Origin of the sequence: Streptomyces sp. NBC_00310 (assembly GCF_036208085.1) — a bacterium.
Classification (GTDB): Bacteria; Actinomycetota; Actinomycetes; order Streptomycetales; family Streptomycetaceae; genus Streptomyces.
In genome coordinates, this window is record NZ_CP130714.1 from 8,796,701 (window position 1) to 8,814,810 (window position 18,110).

General features: G+C 72.5%; 14 protein-coding genes. 7 read left to right on the forward strand and 7 right to left on the reverse strand.

Annotated features, from left to right (window positions below):
* The first annotated feature begins 35 nt into the window (after nucleotides 1–35).
* Complete coding sequence (locus tag OG202_RS38450) at nucleotides 36–674, forward strand: TetR/AcrR family transcriptional regulator (RefSeq protein WP_327727218.1); 639 nt, start codon at nucleotides 36–38, stop codon at nucleotides 672–674.
* A 34-nt stretch (nucleotides 675–708) separates the two neighbouring features.
* Entirely contained in the window at nucleotides 709–3,126 is a 2,418-nt protein-coding gene (locus OG202_RS38455) for a SpoIIE family protein phosphatase (protein ID WP_328224271.1), read from the forward strand.
* 214 nt (nucleotides 3,127–3,340) lie between these two features.
* Here OG202_RS38455 and OG202_RS38460 read toward each other — a convergent pair whose 3' ends face one another.
* Together OG202_RS38460 and OG202_RS38465 are read right to left on the reverse strand one after the other, a co-directional pair.
* Complete coding sequence (locus OG202_RS38460; RefSeq protein WP_328224272.1) at nucleotides 3,341–4,837, reverse strand: MFS transporter; 1,497 nt, start codon at nucleotides 4,835–4,837, stop codon at nucleotides 3,341–3,343.
* 272 nt (nucleotides 4,838–5,109) lie between these two features.
* Nucleotides 5,110–6,303, reverse strand: coding sequence for an oxygenase MpaB family protein (locus OG202_RS38465; RefSeq protein WP_328224274.1), 1,194 nt, complete (start codon nucleotides 6,301–6,303; stop codon nucleotides 5,110–5,112).
* Nucleotides 6,304–6,532: 229 nt separating this feature from the next.
* Between OG202_RS38465 and OG202_RS38470 the strand changes: the two genes are divergently transcribed.
* Nucleotides 6,533–7,138: a TetR/AcrR family transcriptional regulator gene (locus tag OG202_RS38470; RefSeq protein WP_327727213.1), complete on the forward strand. Its 606-nt coding sequence runs from the start codon at nucleotides 6,533–6,535 to the stop codon at nucleotides 7,136–7,138.
* Nucleotides 7,139–7,266: 128 nt separating this feature from the next.
* On the opposite strand, the gene OG202_RS38475 is transcribed toward OG202_RS38470, so the two are convergent.
* Genes OG202_RS38475 through OG202_RS38485 form a run of 3 tightly spaced genes read right to left on the reverse strand, consistent with a single transcriptional unit; the run spans nucleotide 7,267 to nucleotide 11,174 of the window.
* On the reverse strand, nucleotides 7,267–8,286 hold the full coding sequence (locus OG202_RS38475) for a PaaX family transcriptional regulator (protein ID WP_327727212.1): 1,020 nt from the start codon (nucleotides 8,284–8,286) through the stop codon (nucleotides 7,267–7,269).
* Nucleotides 8,287–8,337: 51 nt separating this feature from the next.
* A complete protein-coding gene (locus OG202_RS38480) occupies nucleotides 8,338–9,807 on the reverse strand; it encodes an alpha/beta hydrolase family protein (RefSeq protein WP_327727211.1) in 1,470 nt (489 codons plus the stop codon).
* Nucleotides 9,804–11,174 carry an MFS transporter gene (locus OG202_RS38485; RefSeq protein WP_327727210.1) on the reverse strand — a complete coding sequence of 457 codons (1,371 nt, stop codon included), beginning with the start codon at nucleotides 11,172–11,174 and terminating at the stop codon, nucleotides 9,804–9,806. Before OG202_RS38485 ends, OG202_RS38480 begins: the two co-directional genes overlap by 4 nt.
* 223 nt (nucleotides 11,175–11,397) lie before the next feature.
* Here OG202_RS38485 and OG202_RS38490 point away from each other — a divergent pair, with 223 nt between their 5' ends.
* The 4 genes from OG202_RS38490 to OG202_RS38505 all read left to right on the forward strand — a co-directional run bounded on the left by OG202_RS38490 (nucleotide 11,398) and on the right by OG202_RS38505 (nucleotide 15,604).
* Nucleotides 11,398–12,066 (forward strand): SDR family NAD(P)-dependent oxidoreductase, encoded by a 669-nt coding sequence (locus OG202_RS38490; protein WP_326575338.1) that lies wholly within the window; start codon nucleotides 11,398–11,400, stop codon nucleotides 12,064–12,066.
* A gap of 422 nt (nucleotides 12,067–12,488) precedes the next feature.
* A complete protein-coding gene (locus OG202_RS38495; RefSeq protein ID WP_328224275.1) occupies nucleotides 12,489–13,304 on the forward strand; it encodes a VOC family protein in 816 nt (271 codons plus the stop codon).
* A gap of 168 nt (nucleotides 13,305–13,472) precedes the next feature.
* Complete coding sequence (locus tag OG202_RS38500) at nucleotides 13,473–14,384, forward strand: alpha/beta hydrolase (RefSeq protein ID WP_326575334.1); 912 nt, start codon at nucleotides 13,473–13,475, stop codon at nucleotides 14,382–14,384.
* A gap of 524 nt (nucleotides 14,385–14,908) precedes the next feature.
* Nucleotides 14,909–15,604 (forward strand): alpha/beta fold hydrolase, encoded by a 696-nt coding sequence (locus OG202_RS38505; RefSeq protein WP_327727208.1) that lies wholly within the window; start codon nucleotides 14,909–14,911, stop codon nucleotides 15,602–15,604.
* Between the two features lie 117 nt (nucleotides 15,605–15,721).
* Here OG202_RS38505 and OG202_RS38510 read toward each other — a convergent pair whose 3' ends face one another.
* Both OG202_RS38510 and OG202_RS38515 read right to left on the reverse strand, forming a co-directional pair.
* Complete coding sequence (locus OG202_RS38510; protein WP_327727207.1) at nucleotides 15,722–16,507, reverse strand: MBL fold metallo-hydrolase; 786 nt, start codon at nucleotides 16,505–16,507, stop codon at nucleotides 15,722–15,724.
* Nucleotides 16,508–16,788: 281 nt separating this feature from the next.
* The gene (locus OG202_RS38515; RefSeq protein ID WP_328224276.1) at nucleotides 16,789–18,066 is read right to left on the reverse strand and encodes an IS701 family transposase; all 1,278 of its coding nucleotides are present in this window, start codon (nucleotides 18,064–18,066) and stop codon (nucleotides 16,789–16,791) included.
* Nucleotides 18,067–18,110: the final 44 nt, after the last annotated feature.

Sequence of the window (18,110 nt, forward strand, 5' to 3'; positions counted from 1 at the left end):
CGACGAAGACCATGAGACGAGCGGAGAACGGGTCGATGCCCAGACGCGTGGACCACACCCAGCGGCGTACCGAGATCGCCGAGGCGCTCGTCAGGGTCGCCGGGCGACAAGGGCTGCACGCCGTGGGGATGCGCGACGTGGCGGCGGAGGCGGGCGTCTCCCTGCGGCTCGTGCAGTACTACTTCGAGACCAAGGAGAAGCTGTTGCTCTTCGGGCTGGAGTTGCTGGCCGAGCGGTTCGGGGAACGGGTCGCCGACCGACTCCGGGCCGCCGGGGACGGCACGGGCACCGGCACCGGCCCCCGAGCGACGGTCGAGGCCCTGCTCATGGCGGCACTGCCGACGGACGAGGAGAGCCGCACGTTCCACCAGCTCTACACCTCCTACGCCGTCCTCTCCATGACCGACCCCTCCCTCGCGGCCCAGCCCTTCATCAGGCGGCCCGACGCAGCCGAGGACGCCCTGACCGGTCTCCTGCGGCGGGCGCGGGACGAGGACCTGCTGTGGCCGGGCGCGGACCCCCGACTGGAGGCGATCGGTCTGCTGGCCATGTCCGCCGGGCTCGGCACCAGCGTCCTCGTCGGCCAGCGCGGCCAGGAGGCCGCGACGGAGGTCCTGGAACACCATCTGAACCGGGTCTTCCAGGGTTCGGCGGACCGGGCGGGCTCGCGGTAGGACGTCCGACGTGGTTCGGCGTAACGTCGTGACTGTGGACTCCACGGCTGGCGGGCTCGTGTCCCGTGTCGCGCGTGAGCTCGTCCCCAGGGCGGACGAGCTGACCGCCGAGGTGGAACGCTGCCTGCGCCGCGAGATGCCCGAACTGTGGGAACACCCCGACGCCATGGCCTCAAAGAACGTCGCCGAGCACGTCGTGGGGGTGCTCTCCGCCCTCCAGTACGGCGTCGACCCGGGCAGCATCGAGGTGCCGTCCGCCGAACTCGCGCGCGTACGCCGCCTGGCCCGGCACGGCATCCCCGTCAGCGCGGTGCTGCGGGCCTTCCGCCTCGGACAGGGCGTCGTCCTCGACCGTCTGCTCGAGGAGATGCCACGCCGCACCGACGACGCGCCCCTGGTCAGCGAGGCCGCGCGTCGCCTGATCAGGGCGGCGACCGGATACGTGGACCGCACCTCCGAGCAGGGCGTCGTGGCGTACGAGGAGGAACGGGACCGGCGGCTGCGGTGGCGGCTGTCGATGGTGAACGAGGCGAGCATGCGCATCGGCACGACCCTGGACATCGTCCGCACCACCCAGGAACTGGCCGACTTCGCCGCCGAGCACTTCGCCGACCTCGTCACCGTCGACCTGCTCGACTCCGCGCTCAACTCCCACGCCACCCCGCCCGACGACCCGCTTCCCGCGTCACCCGTGCTCCACCGGGTCGCCCAGCGGTCGGCCGCCCACCCCGGCCGGGCGCCCGCCCGTCGGCAGCCGCACACCTTCCCGCCCGACTCCCCGCCCTCCCGCGCCCTGACGACGGGCCGGCCGACCAGGCACCGTCTCGACGGCGGACGCCGGGGACCGCACTGGGCCTCGGAGTCCCCGGCCGGCGGGTGTGCCGGGGGCGACGGCCGGGGCGGACGCGGCGGCTGGATCGAAGAGGGCGGTGGCGGGAGGGCCGGGAGTCCGGCGAGCGCGGCGAGTGCCGAGATCGCCGGGCGGGCCGACGACGGCGCAGATGCCGGGGTTGGCGGTGGCGGTGCCGGTGGCGGCCGGGCCGTGAACGGTGGTCGTGTCGGCCGTGCCCGTCCGGTGCACTCCACGCTGGTGGTGCCGTTGCGGGCGCGGGGGGCCACGCTCGGCGTCGCGCAGTTCTGCCGGGACCGTACCCCCGACGCGTTCGACGACGAGGATCTGCTGCTCGCCCAGGAGATCGCGGCGAGGGCGGCGGTCGCCGTCGACAACGCCCGCCGCTACACGCACGCCCGCGCCACCGCGCTCACCCTGCAACGCAGCCTGCTCCCGCGCCGCACCCCGAGGCAGTCCGCCGTCGACGTCGCCTTCCGCTACCTCCCCGCCGACGCCCAGGGCGGCGTGGGCGGCGACTGGTACGACGTCATCCCGCTCTCCGGTGCCAGGGTCGCCCTCGTCGTGGGCGACGTCGTGGGCCACGGCGTCCACGCCGCCGCCACGATGGGCCGTCTCAGGACCGCCGTACGCACCCTCGCCGACATCGACCTGCCACCCGACGAACTCCTCACGCACCTGGACGACGTCGTGATCCGCCTGGCCGCCGAGGTCGAGGAGAGCGGCGCGGACGACGAGGCCGGGGCCGTCCCGGGCCCGGACGCCGGGCCCTCCGCCCCCGGGGCGGCCGAAGGCGCCGGGGACATCGGCGCCACCTGCCTCTACGCCGTGTACGACCCCGTCTCGCGCCGCTGCGCCCTCGCCCGCGCCGGTCATGTGCTGCCCGCCGTGGTGACCCGGGACGGCACCGTCGACTTCCTGGAGCTGCCCCCCGGGCCGCCGCTCGGCCTGGGCGGGCTGCCGTTCGAGGCGGTGGAGTTCGAACTGCCCGAAGGCAGTCTGCTCGCCCTCTACACCGACGGTCTGATCGAGGCCCGGGACCACGACATCGGCGCGGGCCTGGCCCGGCTCCGCGACGCCCTCGCCCGCCCCGCCCCCACCCTGGAGGCCACCTGCGACGCCGTACTCGAAGCCCTGCTGCCCGCCAGGCCACCCGACGACGTCGCCCTGCTCCTGGCCCGGACCCGTGCCCTCGGCGCGGGCCAGGTCGCCACCTGGGAGCTGGAGGCCGACCCCGCCGCCGTCGCGCGGGCCAGGGCGTACGTCACCCGGCAGCTGAGCGACTGGGGCCTGGAGGAGCTGGAGTTCACCGCCGAGCTGGTGGTCAGCGAACTCGTCACCAACGCCATCCGCTACGGCCGGCCCCCCGTCCGGCTGCGCCTCATCCACGACCGCACCCTCATGTGCAAGGTCTCCGACTCCGGCGGCACCACCCCGCACCTGCGCCGCGCACGTGTCTTCGACGAGGGCGGCCGAGGCCTCCTCCTGGTCGCGCAGCTCGCCGACCACTGGGGAACCCGCCGAGCCCGCCACGGCAAGACGGTCTGGGCCGAACTGAACGACTCCGCGACCGCCGCGTTCCCGGCACCGGCCGCCCTCTAGCCACGGGCACGGCCGCCCGCCGACCGTGTGGTTACGGGCCCGTGCGGCCGCTCGGCGCTGTGCCTCGCGGAACGCCACCGGCTCCGCCTGGAAGGCCGTGAGGAACCAGCCGACCCGGCGGCGTGAAGCGGCCCGCCGGATGTCCGGCGGGCCGCTTCGGGGACGTCGGGGCGGAAGGGGGAGGCGCCCCGACGAGGCTTCGGGAGCCCTCACCTCACATGTGCACCACCGGGGCGGCGTCGGGGTCGTGGACGGGGGCGCCGCGCCGGTAGAGCAGGAAGCTCACGACCACGCCGGCGGCGAAGAAGACGGCGGACCACAGGTACGCGGTGGAGTAGGCCTCCAGGCCCGCCTGGGCGACGACGGCGGGGTCCTTCGGGTTCCGGCCGACCAGGTAGTCCGCGGCGGCGCTGGTGGAGAGCGTGTTGAGGAGAGCCGTGCCGAGGGAGCCGCCGACCTGCTGCATCGTGTTGACGGCGGCGGAGGCGACCCCGGCGTCCTCGGTGGCGACACCGTCGGTGGCCAGGCTCATGGCCGGGGCCATGATCAGGCCGAAGCCGAGTCCGGCGAGGACCAGCGGCGGCATGATGTCGGTGGTGTAGGAGCTGTTCAGGTCGAGGGCGGTCAGCCAGGCCATCGCGGCGGCGGCGATGCCCATGCCCAGCGGGACCACAGGCTTGGGACCGATGCGCGGGATGAGCATCGTGGAGGCCAGCGTCGAGGTCAGCATCAGCCCGGTGATCATGGGCAGGAAGGCCAGCCCGGTCTCGATGGGCGTGTAGCCGAGGCTCTGCTGCAGGTAGTAGGTGAGGAAGAGGAAGACACCGAACATGCCCGCGCCGATGATCAGGACGGAGACGAACGACGCGCCGCGGTTCCGGTCGAGCAGGACACGCAGGGGCAGCAGCGGATGCGGGGAGCGGGTCTGCCACACCGTGAACGCGACGAGCAGGACGGTCCCGGCGAGCAGGAAGCCCCAGGTCGCCGGCGAACTCCAGTCGTGGCTCTCGGCGTTGGAGAACCCGTAGACCAGACAGAACAGCCCGGCGGAGACCAGGACGGCACCGGGCACGTCGATCCTGGCGGTCTTGTCGCGGCTGCCGCGGCCGAGCAGGATCACCCCGCCGACGAACGCGACGGCGGCGAAGACGAGGTTGACGTACAAGGTCCAGCGCCAGTCGAGGTGCTCGGTCAGTACGCCGCCCAGCAGCAGGCCGACGGCGCCGCCGGCCCCCGCGATCGCGCCGTAGACGCCGAAGGCCTTGCCGCGTTCCCTGGGGTCGGTGAACGTCGTGGTCAGCAGCGCCCCGAACACACCCTGCCCGGCCCGTGCGGCCACGAGCATCTCGAAGCTGCCGGCCGCCCCGCCGACGGCCGAGGCGCCGGCGAAGCCCACCAGCCCGACCAGGAAGGTCAGCTTGCGGCCGAACAGGTCGGCTATCCGGCCGCCGAGCAACAGCAGGCTGCCGAAGGCGAGGGCGTAGGCGGTGACGACCCACTGCCGGTCGCCGTCCGAGAAGCCCAGATCCTGCTGGGCCGAGGGCAGCGCGATGTTCACGATCGTCGCGTCCAGCACGACCATCAGCTGCGCCAGCCCGATGACGGCGAGGATCCACCAGCGATGGCGATGTGGCGGACCGGCGGTCGGCAGGGGGGACGTGGGGGACGCGGGGGACGCGCCGGTCGGCGTGTCGGTGGCGGTTCGAGGCATGACGAAACTCCGGAGGAAGTGATCAACAGAAGAGAGAGGGGCGGTGGTGCGAGGCGGGACGGCTGCGTCGGTGGAGCTCGTCACGAGGTGGGAGAAACGCCGCGCGAGACGAATCCGCGCGAGACGAATCCGCGCGAGACGAATCCGCGCGAGAGGAATCCGCGCGAGAGGAAGCGGTGAGAGACGAAGCGGTGAGAGAGAAGCCGCGAGCGCAGGAGAAGGGCGGGTCAGGCAGGGCAGTCGGGTCAGGCGGGTCAGGCGGGGCAAGCAGGTCAGGCCGCCGGGGCTCCGGACCGCTCGGCTTCCCGGCTCCGGTGGCCGGTGGCGGTGCCGACGGGGAGCACGGCGGCGATCAGTTCGGGGCCGGGGCCGTCGAGGGCTCGGCGGCGGGCCTCTCCCGAGGAGGCCGGGGAGAACGTCTGCCAGTACCGGGACTGGCGGTTGAGCTTGCCGATCAGCGGCATCAGATGGGTCGCGGCGGGGACGGGGACGCCCAGCAGGTCCGCCGTCTCGTCCCCGAAGGACTGCCGGAGCACGCTGTGGATGAGGTAGCGCAGATGTTCCTCGGACAGGACGGCACCCGGCGCCCCGGCCATCGCGCGGGCCTGTGCGTCGACCATGGCGGTGGTCAGCGCGCGTGAGTTGTCGTCGGGCGCGGCCGTCCTCGCGTCCAGCAGGGCCCGGAGGCGCTCGGCGTCGGTGTGGTCGAGCACGTTCCCGTAGAGGGTCTCGTCCAGGCCGAGCAGATGGGCGACGTACGACCAGTAGCGGTAGAGGGAGTGCTCCTCGTCGGGGTCGATCTCGATCCCGACGGCGGCCAGGGCCCGGAAGGACACGAGGGTGAGGCCGAGCCACGTACGGGCCAGGTCGTCCTGGCCGGTCGGGGTGCGCCGCCGGGCGAAGGTGTTCCAGGCGGACGCGCCGCCCTCGGCCGCTCCCCCCTCGCGCTCGAACGCCGTGAGGCGTATCCGGGCGTGGAGCAGCCGCAGCTGAACGGTGGCCAGGTAGCCGGGGGCGCCGCGCAGCAGCCCTCCCGGTCGCATGGTCTGGCGTGCCCAGACCCCGGTCCCGGCGAGTCGGCGCGGGGCCATCACCGCCGGACTGCCCGCTCGGACGAGGCGACCCGCCACGGCCGGGGACGCGTAGGTGTGGGCGAGTGTGCCGGTGATCGAGCAGAGCCCGAACCACAGCGGAGGCACGGACAGGCTCACGACGTCGCCCCGGTGCGCCATCAGCGGGTCCACCCCGGGAGGGGTGGACTCCAGCTGCCTCAGCAGTGCGGCGACGGCCTCCGGCGCCGGTTCGTGCAGGCTCGCCAGGCCGCCCCGGAGGCCGACGTCGAGGGCCCTCTGCGCCGGGGCGCCGAGGAGGTCCAGCTCGGCGACGACGGCGTCGGCGAGCGGGTCCCCGGCGTGAAGGCCGGTCGCCCGCTCGGTGGTCGTGGGGGTGGGGTGGAGTGCGGTCATGGGGGTTCTCCATGCGAGAGAAACGCTCTGACACCTGTCAGATTAGCGATAATCTGACAGGTGTCAAATAAGATGCCCGTGGGTCCCTAAGATGAGCGGGACCGTCCGCAGCATCAGGGCATCAGGGCATCAGGGCATGAGGCGTGAGCCGTAAGCGATGGAGGCAAGCGTGGGAGCAAGAGCCGAATCCGCTCGACGGCCGGGGCGCCCCGGCGCGGACACTCCCGCGGTGCCGGAGGAGGAGAGTGTCCTGCGGCGCGGGCTGGAGGCCTTCGCGGAACTCGGCTACGACCGGGCGTCCGCCCGCGAACTGGCCCGCCGCCTCGGCGTCAGCCACAACTTCATCAACGACCGCTACGGCTCCAAGGCGGCGTTCTGGCGCGCGGTGGTGGACTCGGCGCTGGGGTCGCAGCTGGCGAGCCTGCCCGAGGCCGATCCCTCCGCCGACGACGCGGAGAACCTGCGGCGGCTCATCACCGGTTTCTACCGGGTCGCCGCCGACACCCCCCTGATCGCCCGGCTCTTCGTCGACGAACTCAACCAGGACACCGAGCGGTTGGACTATCTCTACGACAACTACATCGGCGTCGTCGTGGGGAACATGGCGTCCATCATCGACCGGCTCGTCGCCGCCGGCCGCATGGCACCCATCCCGATGGACGTGCTCTTCTTCGCCATCGTCCCGACCGTCTCCGGCATGCTGGACGTCCCCCTCGCCCGCCGCCTCGGCCGCCCCGAGTCCTCCTCGCCGGAGCGGACCGCGGCCACGGCGGAGTCGTTGGCGGCGCTCGTGCTCAACGGGTTGCTCGGGACGGGCCGGGAGGGCCGTTCCTGAATCCCGGGGTGCCACCCTGCGTGGGCCGGGATGCGCGGCGTCCCCTCAGCCGTGTGAGGTCGGCCGGTGCGGCCTGCCCCGCGCCGTATGCCCCCCTCTGCCCGGCGCGGAGATCCATCAGAAGCCCTCTAGCGCAGCGGCACCGTGTCGAGCAGTTCGCCGGCCATCCGCTGCGCGGGCGTCGCGGTCTGGTCCGCGATGCGTCGGAAGGTCTCCTCGGCGGGGCGGGCCGGCCAGTCGGCGGGAAGGTGGCGGGCGGGGAGCCGGGGGTCGGTGCGGATGGTCCAGAGCCACTCGCTGACGAGCCGCAGCCGCGTACCGATCGGATCGTCGCCGGGCCCGGAAACGGACTCCGCCCCTGAGTCGGAGCCGGGCGCTTCCGCTGCGTCCGAGGCGGACCCGGAGCCCGAGCGGGAAGCCGCCCCGGAGTCGAGACCGGAAGCAGCCCCGGAGCGGAGACCGGAAGCCGCCCCGGAGTCGGAAGTGGGCCCGGGGCCCGGGGCCAGTAGGGGCGTCCAGCGTTTGTCGAAGGTGACGTAGCGGGCCGCGATGCTCTCCAGGTCCCAGGTGTCGCGGATCATCAGCTCGATGTCGGTGGCGACGTTCGCCTGGGCGTGGAAGATCTTGACGTGGTCGGTGAGCCCGAGCTCGGCGACGACTCCGGCGATGCCGACGTTCCCCGGGGCGATCCACAGCCCGCTGTACAGGGCCCCGAACCCGGACCAGGCCAGCCGTGAGCGCAGGTCGTGGCGCTGGCGCTTCCAGGAGTCCGGGAGGGAGAAGCCGAGGAGGGTCCAGGTGCCGTCCCAGTCGTCGTTGACGGCGCCCTGCCTCCAGATGCGGGTGCGGCCGTCCCACAGGACGCGCGTCGCCTGCGGGGTGAGGCCGAAGTACATCCTGCGGCCCTCGCGTTGGCGCCGCAGCAGCCCGCGGTTGACCATGCGGGTCAGCGTGGAACGTACGGCCTGCTCACCGACGCCGACACGGCCGAGTACGTCGATGATGCTGCCCGAGTACACGCCCAGATCACGGTCGCCCTCCTCCAGCACATGGTTGCCGAAGAAGGCGAGCATGAGTGACTGCGGGCGCGGCTGCGGGCCGTCCGAGATGTCGCTGTCCGGGGTGTCCAGGATGTCGTAGTCCTCCACGGGGCAAGAGTACGGCCGCCCGCCGACACTCCGGCGGGCGGCCGTACCAGGTCACCGGCCGTCGGCGGGGTGGGCGAGGTCGTACGGCCGCAGATAGGGGGTGGGGCGGTACGGCACATAGCGGGCGGGCGTCGTGGAATCGGCTTCGGCGGCAAGGGAGTTGAGGGACTCCGCGTCCGTGCCGCGCCACCTGCCGGTGGTGACGCGCTCCTCCAGGGTGTGCAGGGCGGCGAGCTGCTCGGCGGGGCTGAAGGTGCAGTGCCCGGCGTTGTCGACGTTCGCCTGCCGGAGGAGCGAACCCGACCCGGCGGCCGTGACCGCCCGGCGCAGCGCGCTCTCCGTCTGCACGGGGACGAGGGCGTCGCCGATGGTGTGCACGCTGAACTGCGGCTTGGTCAGCTCGCCGGTGAAGGAACTGGTGCCGCTCATCCACGCGACGGCGTCCGGGTCGGCGCTGATGCGCGGCGCGCGGTCGAGGGTGGCGAGGTCGGCCTTCAGGGAGAGCCCGGCCTTCTTGTACAGCTCCCGGACCTCCTTGCTCACCGACGACTGCCCGAGCAGCTTCGCGTAGTCGACCCCGGTGTTCCAGGACATGTTGCCGCCCGCCCGGACCTCCGCCTCCTGCCGCCGGTTGAACGCGGCGACCTTCAACAGCCCCTTGACGGCGTCGTACTGGTTGACCTGCTGCGCCTCCCAGTCGTCCGCGGCGGGCCGGGTCTGCGTCGGCTGGTTCCAGACCGGGATGTTGTGCAGGGCGGCGGCCAGCGCGATCCGCGCCCGCCCCTCGGCCGTCGACTGCGCCGAGTCGACCACGGTCACCAGTGCGTCCGCCGCGCTCGTGGCGGCCGCCTGGTCCGCCAGTCCCGTCAGGGGCACGTCGGAGTCGGGCGCGAGCAGCGTCTTGAGGGCGAAGACCGGGTCGAGCGTGTTGTTCCAGTTGGCGACGCCGCCGTGGACCAGGCCGCACAGCGACAGCGAGCCGTCGATCCGGTCCGCGTGCCGCTCCGCGATCGCGGTGGTGACGAGCCCGCCGTACGACCGGCCCCAGGCGAGGGTCCGGCGCGCCGCCCCGAAGCGGTCGTCGAACACGGACAGGGTGGCCAGCTGGTCGGGCACCGCGTCCGTCACCGCCCAGCCCGTACTGGCGTACGACGACCCGATCAGCGCATATCCCTCCGCGAGCAGCAGCGCCTTCGTGGCGGTGTCCGGGCCGTTCTGCGCGGGGTTGGGCGTGCCGGCCTGCGTGTAGCCGTGGCTGTAGAGCAGTACGGTGCCGTTCCAGTTCGCGGGAACGTCCATCAAGTACGTTGCCCCGGAGGGGAGTTGCCCCTCGACGTGACTCGGCTCCGCGGTGGCGGCCACGGCCGACGTGGGTACGGCGCTGACGGCGAGCAGGAGGGCCGCGGCGCAGGCGGTACGGCGCGCGGCGCGGATGCGGGCGCCGGGGCGGGGCGTACGGGTGCCGACGCCGGTGCCGGTGCCGTTGTCAGTGCCGGTACGGGTGGGGGTGCCGATCGTCATGCGGAGATCTCCTGGGCGTGGGGGGCGTGGGGGGCGGTGGGGCGTTCGGCGGCGTCCGCCAGGGACGCCTCGTTGCTCTCGCGCACGAAGCAGACGGTCACCGCGGTGATCAAGGCGCCGCCGCACAGCAGCAGGGCGACGGGGGTGCTGCTTCCGCTCCCGGCCACCAGGCTCCCGGCGATCATCGGGGAGAACCCGGCGCCGATGAGCGTGGCGCCCTGATAGCCGAGCGACGCCCCGGTGTAGCGGACCTTCGTGCCGAACATCTCGGTGAGCAGCGCGCCCAGCGGCCCGTACATCACGGACTGGGCGAAGCCGTGTCCCAGGACGACCGCGAGGATCAGCAGTCCGGGTGACTTGGAGTCGACCAGGGCGAGGACGGGGAAGGCGAGTGCGGTGGAGGCGATGGCTCCGGCGAGGACGACCGGGCGGCGGCCGACGCGGTCGGAGAGCGCCGACGCGCACGGCAGCACGACCAGCGCGACGGACGCGGAGACCGTGAGCGCGGTGAGCACCTGCGGCCGGGCGTAGCCGATACCGGTGGCGTAGGCGATCAGGTAGCTGGTCAGCAGCGACTGCGCGGTGAACGCGCCGATACCGACACACGCGGCGAGCACCAGCGCACGCGGGCGCCGCAGTACCTCGACGATCGGCAGCCGGGCCTCCGTGCGGTCCTTCTTGACCTGGGCGAAGAGCGGGCTCTCGACCACCTTCAGGCGGACGAAGAGCCCCACGCCCAGCAGGACGACGCTGAGCAGGAACGGCACCCGCCAGCCCCAGGCGGCGAACTCGTCGCGGGGCATGGCGACGACGAAGGTGACCACGAGCGAGGAGAGCAGGGAGCCCAGCGGTGCTCCCATCTGCGTGAAGCTGGACCACAGTCCGCGCCGCTTCTCCCCGGCGTGCTCCACGACCATCAGGGTGGCGCCGCCCCATTCACCGCCGATGGCGATGCCCTGCAGCACCCGCAGGGTGATCAGCAGGACGGGGGCCCAGACGCCGATGGTGTCGTAGGTGGGCAGCAGGCCGATCAGGAAGCTGGCGCCGCCCATCAGACCCATGGTCAGCAGCAGCATGGACTTGCGGCCGAGGCGGTCGCCGAAGTGCCCGAAGAGGATCCCGCCGAGCGGGCGGGCGACGTATCCGGCGGCGAAGGTCCCGAACGCGGCGATCGTGCCGACCGCCGGGTCCGCGCCCGGGAAGAACAGCTCACCGAAGACGAGCGCGGCGACCGTTCCGTAGACGAGGAAGTCGTAGAACTCGACGGCCGTACCGAGCAGCCCGGACAGCGCGACACGACGCAACTGGCTTCTGCGTTCAGCCTGTTCGGGGCTCGGGGGTGGTGATGCGGTGGGGGACGAGGGCATCGCGGGCTCCCTTGACCGGGGGATGGACACCGCGAACTTAGGCGGTTGTGTAACCATCGTCAATAAAGTGCCCAACATTGACAGCTCCGGGACAGGCGTGGACCGGGGCCGCGTGGAACCCTGCCGCTGTCGGCGCGCGTTGGGTCACGATGGGGACCGTCAAGCCCGTTCCCCGAGGCCGGCTCGTACAAGAGGCCTCCTCCGCGAGGAAAGCAAGGAAGCCATGACCACCATCGCCGTCATCGGAGCCGGGCCGGGTCTCGGCGCGGCCGTCGCCCGTCGCTTCGGCCGTGAGGGGTTCACCGTGGCGCTCGTCGCCCGCGACCCGGAGCGGACGAAGTCACTCGCCGCCGACCTGAGTGACGAGGGCGTCACGGCCCAGGGGTTCGCCGCCGACGTACGCGACCCGGAGGCCCTGGCCGCCGCACTCGACGCGGCCCGCGCGGCGCTGGGGCCGATCGAGGTCCTGCAGTACAGCCCGTCGCCGCACCGGGACTTCATGCTGCCGGTGCTGGAGACCGGTCACGCCGACCTCGTCGGCCCGATCGAGTTCTCGGTCTACGGCTCGGTCGCCGCCGTGCGGCAGGTGCTGCCCGGTATGCGTGCCCTCGGCCGCGGCACGATCCTCCTCGTCAACGGCGGCACGGCCGTGGTCCCGCACCCCGACCGGGCCGGCACCTCCATCGCGTTCGCGGCGGAGAGCGCGTACGGCCACATGCTGCACGACAGCCTCGCGGCCGAGGGCATCCACGTCGCCCAACTGGTCGTGCCCGGCGCGATCGTCCCCGGACACCACCGCAAGGACCCGGCCGTCCTCGCCGACACCCTGTGGGGCATCCACCGCGACCGTCACGGCTTCCGGCACTTCGCCGACGACCTCGACGCCGCGTAGCCGGCCGACCGGCTCTTCCGGGCCGGGGGAGGGGGGCGTAGGCGGTCAGCCCCGGTGCGGGCCGGCAGGGTCGGGACGGGCCGGGCGGCGGGGAATGCGTCGGCGTGGGTGCCGCGCGCCGGGGTAGTCCGCGGGGCGCTCGCCCGGTCCGGTGTCGTCGCCGACGGGGTGGGCCGGGGCGACGCGGAGGCCCGCGAGCCGGCCTCCGCGTTTTCGCCCCCGCAGCCGGGCTCCGCGTCCTCGCCGTCGCAGTCGTCCCCGTGCCGTGACGGGAACCGACCCGCGCGGGGTGGGAGGGCGCCGACCTGCGCCGGGTGGGACGGTGGCGACCCGTCCCGCCACCGCGCGGCGGCCGACGCGCGGGCGTCCGGGGCGGGTGTCACGCTGAGAACACAGGATCCGCGAATGCGAAGGGGAATCCCGTGATCACCACTGACCTCACTCCCGGCTCCCCCTGCTGGCTCGACCTCGGCGCCCCCGACGTCCCGGCCGCGGCGGCCTTCTACCGCGCGGTGCTGGGCTGGGAGTTCGAGCCCATGAGCGACGGCGGGGACGAGGGGGAGGAGATGGAGGGCGAGGGCGGAGCCTTCCGAAAGGACGGAAAGATCGTCGGCGGGCTCGGCGAACTCACCGAGAAGGGCGCGCGTCCGGCCTGGATGATCTACTACACCGTCGCCGACGCGGACGCCACGACCCAGGCCGTGGAACGCGCAGGCGGCACCGTGCGGGTGCCGCCGAGGGACCTCGGCGACTGGGGCCGGATGGCGCAGTACAGCGACCCGCTGGGCGGCCAGTTCGCCGTCTGGCAGCCGGGCAAGAACGCGGGCTTCGAGCTGGCGGACGAGCCGGGCTCGTTGTCCTGGACCGAGCTGTTCACGACCGATGCCGCGGCCGCCAAGGAGTTCTACGGCGGTGTCTTCGGCTGGCGGTTCGGCGACATGCCGTTGCCGGGCGACGCGGGCACGTACCACCTCATCACCCCCGCCGGACTTCCCGAGGAGCGGATGCAGGGCGGTCTCATGGAACTGCGCGCCGCCGACCTCGGCCTGACGGACGGGCGGCCCTACTGGCACCCTGTCTTCGCCGTCACCGACTGCGACGCCGCGGTCGCCGCCGTCACCGGGAACGGCGGCAGCGTGCAGATGGGACCCCAGGACATGGAAGGCGTCGGCCGGCTGGCCGTCTGCCTCGACCCGTCGAACGCGGACTTCGTGCTCCTCGTCCCCGCCGAGAGCTGACGTCCCGCGAGCCCCCTCGCCGCCTCTCTTCGGCCCGCCCGGACGCCGTCGGAAGCCGTCTCGTTCGGCAATGGCGCGCTCACCGTTGCGTAAAACAGGATCAGCGTCCATCATCCCATCAACAGGAATCCTGTTAATTCAACGTTGCAGCGATGGGCGGGGCCGATCATGTCGTTCAGTGCCAGAATCCAGGCCAGAGGGGTTCAGCTGCTGCTCAGCGGCGTCATGACCCGTGTCCACAAGGACCTGCGCTTCACCGACATCCCGAAGCGGACGGAAACCCTGCGGGTGGAGACCGGTGCCGGACCGGTCGACTGCACCGTCTACCGACCCCCGGTCACGGTCGCCACGCCCGCTCCCGTCTACGTCAACTTCCACGGCGGCGGCTTCATCGTGGCCCGCCCCGAGCAGGACGACCACCTCTGCCGCTACCTGGCCGCCACGGCCGGCTGTGTCGTCATCAACGTGGACTACGCCGTCGCCCCGAAGCGGATCTTCCCCGTCGCCGTCACCCAGGCGTACGACGTCACCCAGTGGGTCGTCGAGAACGGCTCGGCCCACGACTGGGACGGCTCGCGGGTCGCCGTGGGCGGACACAGCGCGGGGGCCAACCTGACCGCCGGTGTCTGCCGTACGGCCCGCGACCGGGGTGCCTTCACCCCGCGCCTCCAGATCATCGACTCCGCGCCGCTCGACATGGTCGCCGACCCGGCCACCAAGCTGTCCCGCATCGCCAAGCCGCTGCTGAGCCCCCAGCTCATGCGGATCTTCACCGCCGCCTACGTCCCGGACCCGGCCGACCTCGCCGATCCCCTGGTCTCGCCCGGTCTGGCCGACGACCTCGCCGGACTGCCGCCCGCCCTCGTCATCACCGCCGAGAACGACCGCCTGCGCGACGAGGGCGACGCCTACGCCAAGGCCCTGGAGGCCGCGGGCGTCCCGGTCACCCACCGCGTCTTCGAGGGCGTCGACCACTACTTCACCCACACCGGTCCCGCGCCGGCCGGCAAGGAGGCGATCGAGCTCATGGCCACCGCCCTGCGCACCGCCCTCGACACGGCGGTCCCGGACGCGGCCTGACGCCGACGCGGCCCGACGGGGGCGAGGTCTGGCCGGGGCGCGATCCGTCGCCGGCGCGGTCTGACGGGCGCGCGATCCGTCGCCGGCGCGGTTGACGTCGGCGAACGGCGACGGGGTGGTCTGAGTCCACGCAGCCGACCGGCGCGGCTCGGGTGGAGCGCCCCGCTCCCCGCGAAACGGACATCTGTCCGGTACGTCATCGTCTCGGCCCTGTGCCCGCTCGGCGATGCGGTCACGTCCTTCGTTCCCGACCCGGCGGCTCCGGGCGGCCCTGTGGGCACTTCCGTGCGCATGGGGCCGCCTCTTCAGCCGTTCTCGATGCCTCGGCCCCGGCGTGGCCGGAGCGGGAGCGCCCTGCCGCCGCCGTGGCGAGTGCGCTGATCCGATGATCCCGCGCACGGCGCGTATCAACTGCCGCGTGTATCAACTGCCGTACGCAATAAGGCGTGTCACCGGTACCGGGAGCTGCCGTACCGTCCTCTCCACCCGCCTGGGCAGACACCGGAACGAACGAAGGGCACCACGTGCAGCTCAACACCCGCGAATGGGGCGCAGGTGACCGGACGGCTCTGCTCGTCCACGGCATCATGTCCGACTCCCGCACCTGGCGACGGGTCGCCCCGGCGCTCGCGGAGCGCGGCTACCGGGTGATCGCCGTGGACCTGCGCGGCCACGGTCTCTCACCACGCGGCGAGTACAGCCCGCGGCTCTTCGCGGACGATCTCGTCGACACGCTGCCCCAGGACGCGGACCTGGCCATAGGTCACTCCCTGGGCGGGCTCACCCTCTCCCTGGCCGTGGAGCGGCTGCGGCCCCTGCGAGCGGTCTACTCGGACCCGGCATGGTCCTCGGCCGACCCCGACCGGCACATCGGCCCCGAGATCTTCGCCTCCTTCAAACAAGCCACCCGCGCGCAGACAACCGCGCTCAACCCGCGCTGGGACGCCGAGGACGTCGACGTCGAGATGGCCACCCTGGCGGCCTGGGACGCCGACTCCGCGCACTTCCTCGGCGGCCGCCCGCTCACCGGCTTCGTCCCCGACCGTCCGGCCGTCCCCTCCCTCGTCCAACTCGCCGACCCCAGCTTCCTGGTCGGCGCCGCGGACGCGGACCGGCTGCGGGCGAGCGGCTTCGAGGTCCGTACGGTCGCCGGAGCGGGCCACACCATCCACCGCGACGACTTCGACGGTTTCATGAAGTCCCTCGACGGCTGGATCTGACCTCCTCGCTCCCCGCCCCGACTCCGTCCACGGCGAGGAGGACGGCCTGAGGGGTTGTCGGACCCCCGTGCCATGTGTCGCGGTGGACGTCGCCGGGTGACGCGTGTGATGCGGTGCCTAGGCCGTGGCGCGAGCTCTCTCGTACAGGACCGGGTCGTGCGCGTTGACGATGCTCAGATCGGAGTCGCCGCGCCGGTGCAGCTCCGCCAGCCGGGCGTGGTTGGCGCGCACCGTCTTCAGGTCGTACGCCACCAGGTTCTCCATGGCGCGCAGGGCGCGCGGCACGGGGGAGCGCCCGTCGAGTGTTCCGCGGTGGTAGAAGGCGTCGCCGGCGTGCAGGATCCAGCGGGTCCCGGTGTCCACCGCGACGCAGGCGTGGCCCCGCGTGTGTCCCGGCAGGGAGATCAGGACGATCCCGGGGGCGATGGTGTCGAGTTCCTGGGCGGCGGCGAATCCGCGCCACGCCTCGCCGTCCGGGGTGTGCTCGACGATCTTCGGGCCGTGGGCCCACTGGGCCGACCGGTACCGGAACCGCTCCCGCCGGGACGGGGCGATCACGGAGCCCAGGGCCTCGGCCGCGGTCGTGTGGATCTGGGCGCCGGGAAAGTCGGACACCCCTCCGATGTGGTCGAGGTCGAAGTGCGTGACGACGATGTGACGGACGTCGTCACGCTGGAACCCGAGGGCCTCGACCTGACGCGCCGCCGTCTCCTCCGCCCGGAGCACGGGCCTGATCAGACGCCGGGTCGGCCCCATCCGGCGTGCGGGATCGGCGATGTCGTGCAGCCCGAACCCGGAGTCCACCAGCACCAGTCCGCCCGGCGCCTCGACCAGCAGGACATGGCAGACCAGCGCGCCGGTGGGCGGGAGCATGGTCCCGCAGTTGAGGTGGTGCACCTTCACGGCAGTACCGCTTTCGAGGTGTCGACGAGAACGAGCCGCGACTCGCTCCCGGCCTCCGTCCGAAGGCCCGCGGACAGCGTACGACCGGGAGCGACCGCCCAACCCTCCCTCATGCACAGCCGATTGCGCCGCTTGACGGAAACCCTGTCCTAGAAGGCCCAAGATCTTCTTGGGCCTTCTAGTAGGACTCCGTTAAGTTGCTCTGGCTCTTGGGTTCTGGCTGGTGGTGGATGTTCTGGGCAGGGGGCGGTGGCAGGTGGTGCAGGTGCCGGTCCAGCAGTTCAGCAGGTCCTGGATGGTGTCGAGGATCTGGTAGAGGGTGAGTCCGCTGTATCGGCTTTTGGGGCCAGGCGCTGTTCGGTGAGGAACGCGTGGGCGGCGGTGACCAGGGTGACGTGGTGGTGCCAGCCGGTCCAGGAACGTCCTTCGAAGTGGTCCAGGCCGAGGCCGTGTTTGAGTTCCCGGTAGTCGTGTTCTATGCGCCAGCGGATCTTGGCCAGGCGGACCAGTTCAGCGTGCGGGGTGTCGGCCGGCAGGTTCGACAGCCAGTAATCGGTGGGTGCTTCGGCGCCTTCGGGCCATTCGACCAGCAGCGTGACGTCGGGCAGGACACCGTCCCACAAACCCTCCTGCGCGGTGGCGGCGGCCTGGGCAAGGCGGCGGGACCGGACACCGGCCGGCCGCACGCGCAGCGCCAGAAAGCGCGAGCGCATCGGCCCGCGTGAGCCTTCACGCCAGGTCACCTCGGTGAAGGCCTGCCGCCCCTGGTCCGCCGCGAGCGCGGCCACCGGGGACGGCTTGTCGCGGTAGCGGGGCTGAGGCTTGCGGCCGTTGCCGGACCAGGGCGGGGCAGCGGGCACCGCATCGTGCGGGTGGACGGTCACGTCCGAGCGGATCGCCACCACGTAGCCGATGTTCCGACGTTCCAGCCCGTCGCGGAAGTCGGCGTTCTGCCCGTAGCCGGCGTCGGCCACCACCGCCGGCGGCACCAGCCCCCACCCGGCCAGCTCGTCGAAGACGTCCAGGGCCAGGCGCCACTTCTCCCGGTGCCCGACCTCCTCAGGAACCCCCGTCCTGCGTCGGCGGACCGGATCATCCGCCCACTCCCGGGGCACGAACAGGCGCCACTGCAGCGGACAGGACGCGGTGTCGGAGACCGCGTGCACGCTGACCGCGACCTGACAGCTGGCCTGCTTGCCCAAAGCCCCGCAGTACTGGTGAGCGACAGCGACCGACATCTTCCCGTCCTTGGGAAACGACACATCGTCGACCGCCCAGGCATCCGGGCCGATTCTCGGCACCATCCGTTCCGCGATCCGCCGCCGCACCGGCACGGGATCCCAGGTCGACTGGTTCACGAACTGCTGCAGGTTCTGCTCGTTGCCGTCCGGCAGCCGCGAGGCCATGGCCTGGATGGACTTGCGGCGACCGTCCACCATCAGTCCCCGCAGATAGCAGTCACTCTTGGCCCGCTGATCCTTGCGCGGCACCGACGCGAACACATCGGCCACGAACAACGCCAACTTCGCCCGGGCACGGTTCACTTCATGTGCATCCACACACCCACCATGCCCCCAAACAGCACCGCGAGACAGACCTAACG

Bases quoted from the DNA above. Each gene is read 5' to 3' on its own strand.
- OG202_RS38485 (WP_327727210.1), bottom strand. From the start codon at position 11,174: ATGCCCTCGTCCCCCACCGCATCACCACCCCCGAGCCCCGAACAGGCT.
- OG202_RS38500 (WP_326575334.1), top strand. From the start codon at position 13,473: ATGTCGTTCAGTGCCAGAATCCAGGCCAGAGGGGTTCAGCTGCTGCTC.
- OG202_RS38450 (WP_327727218.1), top strand. From the start codon at position 36: ATGCCCAGACGCGTGGACCACACCCAGCGGCGTACCGAGATCGCCGAG.
- OG202_RS38480 (WP_327727211.1), bottom strand. From the start codon at position 9,807: ATGACGATCGGCACCCCCACCCGTACCGGCACTGACAACGGCACCGGC.
- OG202_RS38490 (WP_326575338.1), top strand. From the start codon at position 11,398: ATGACCACCATCGCCGTCATCGGAGCCGGGCCGGGTCTCGGCGCGGCC.
- OG202_RS38460 (WP_328224272.1), bottom strand. From the start codon at position 4,837: ATGCCTCGAACCGCCACCGACACGCCGACCGGCGCGTCCCCCGCGTCC.
- OG202_RS38465 (WP_328224274.1), bottom strand. From the start codon at position 6,303: ATGACCGCACTCCACCCCACCCCCACGACCACCGAGCGGGCGACCGGC.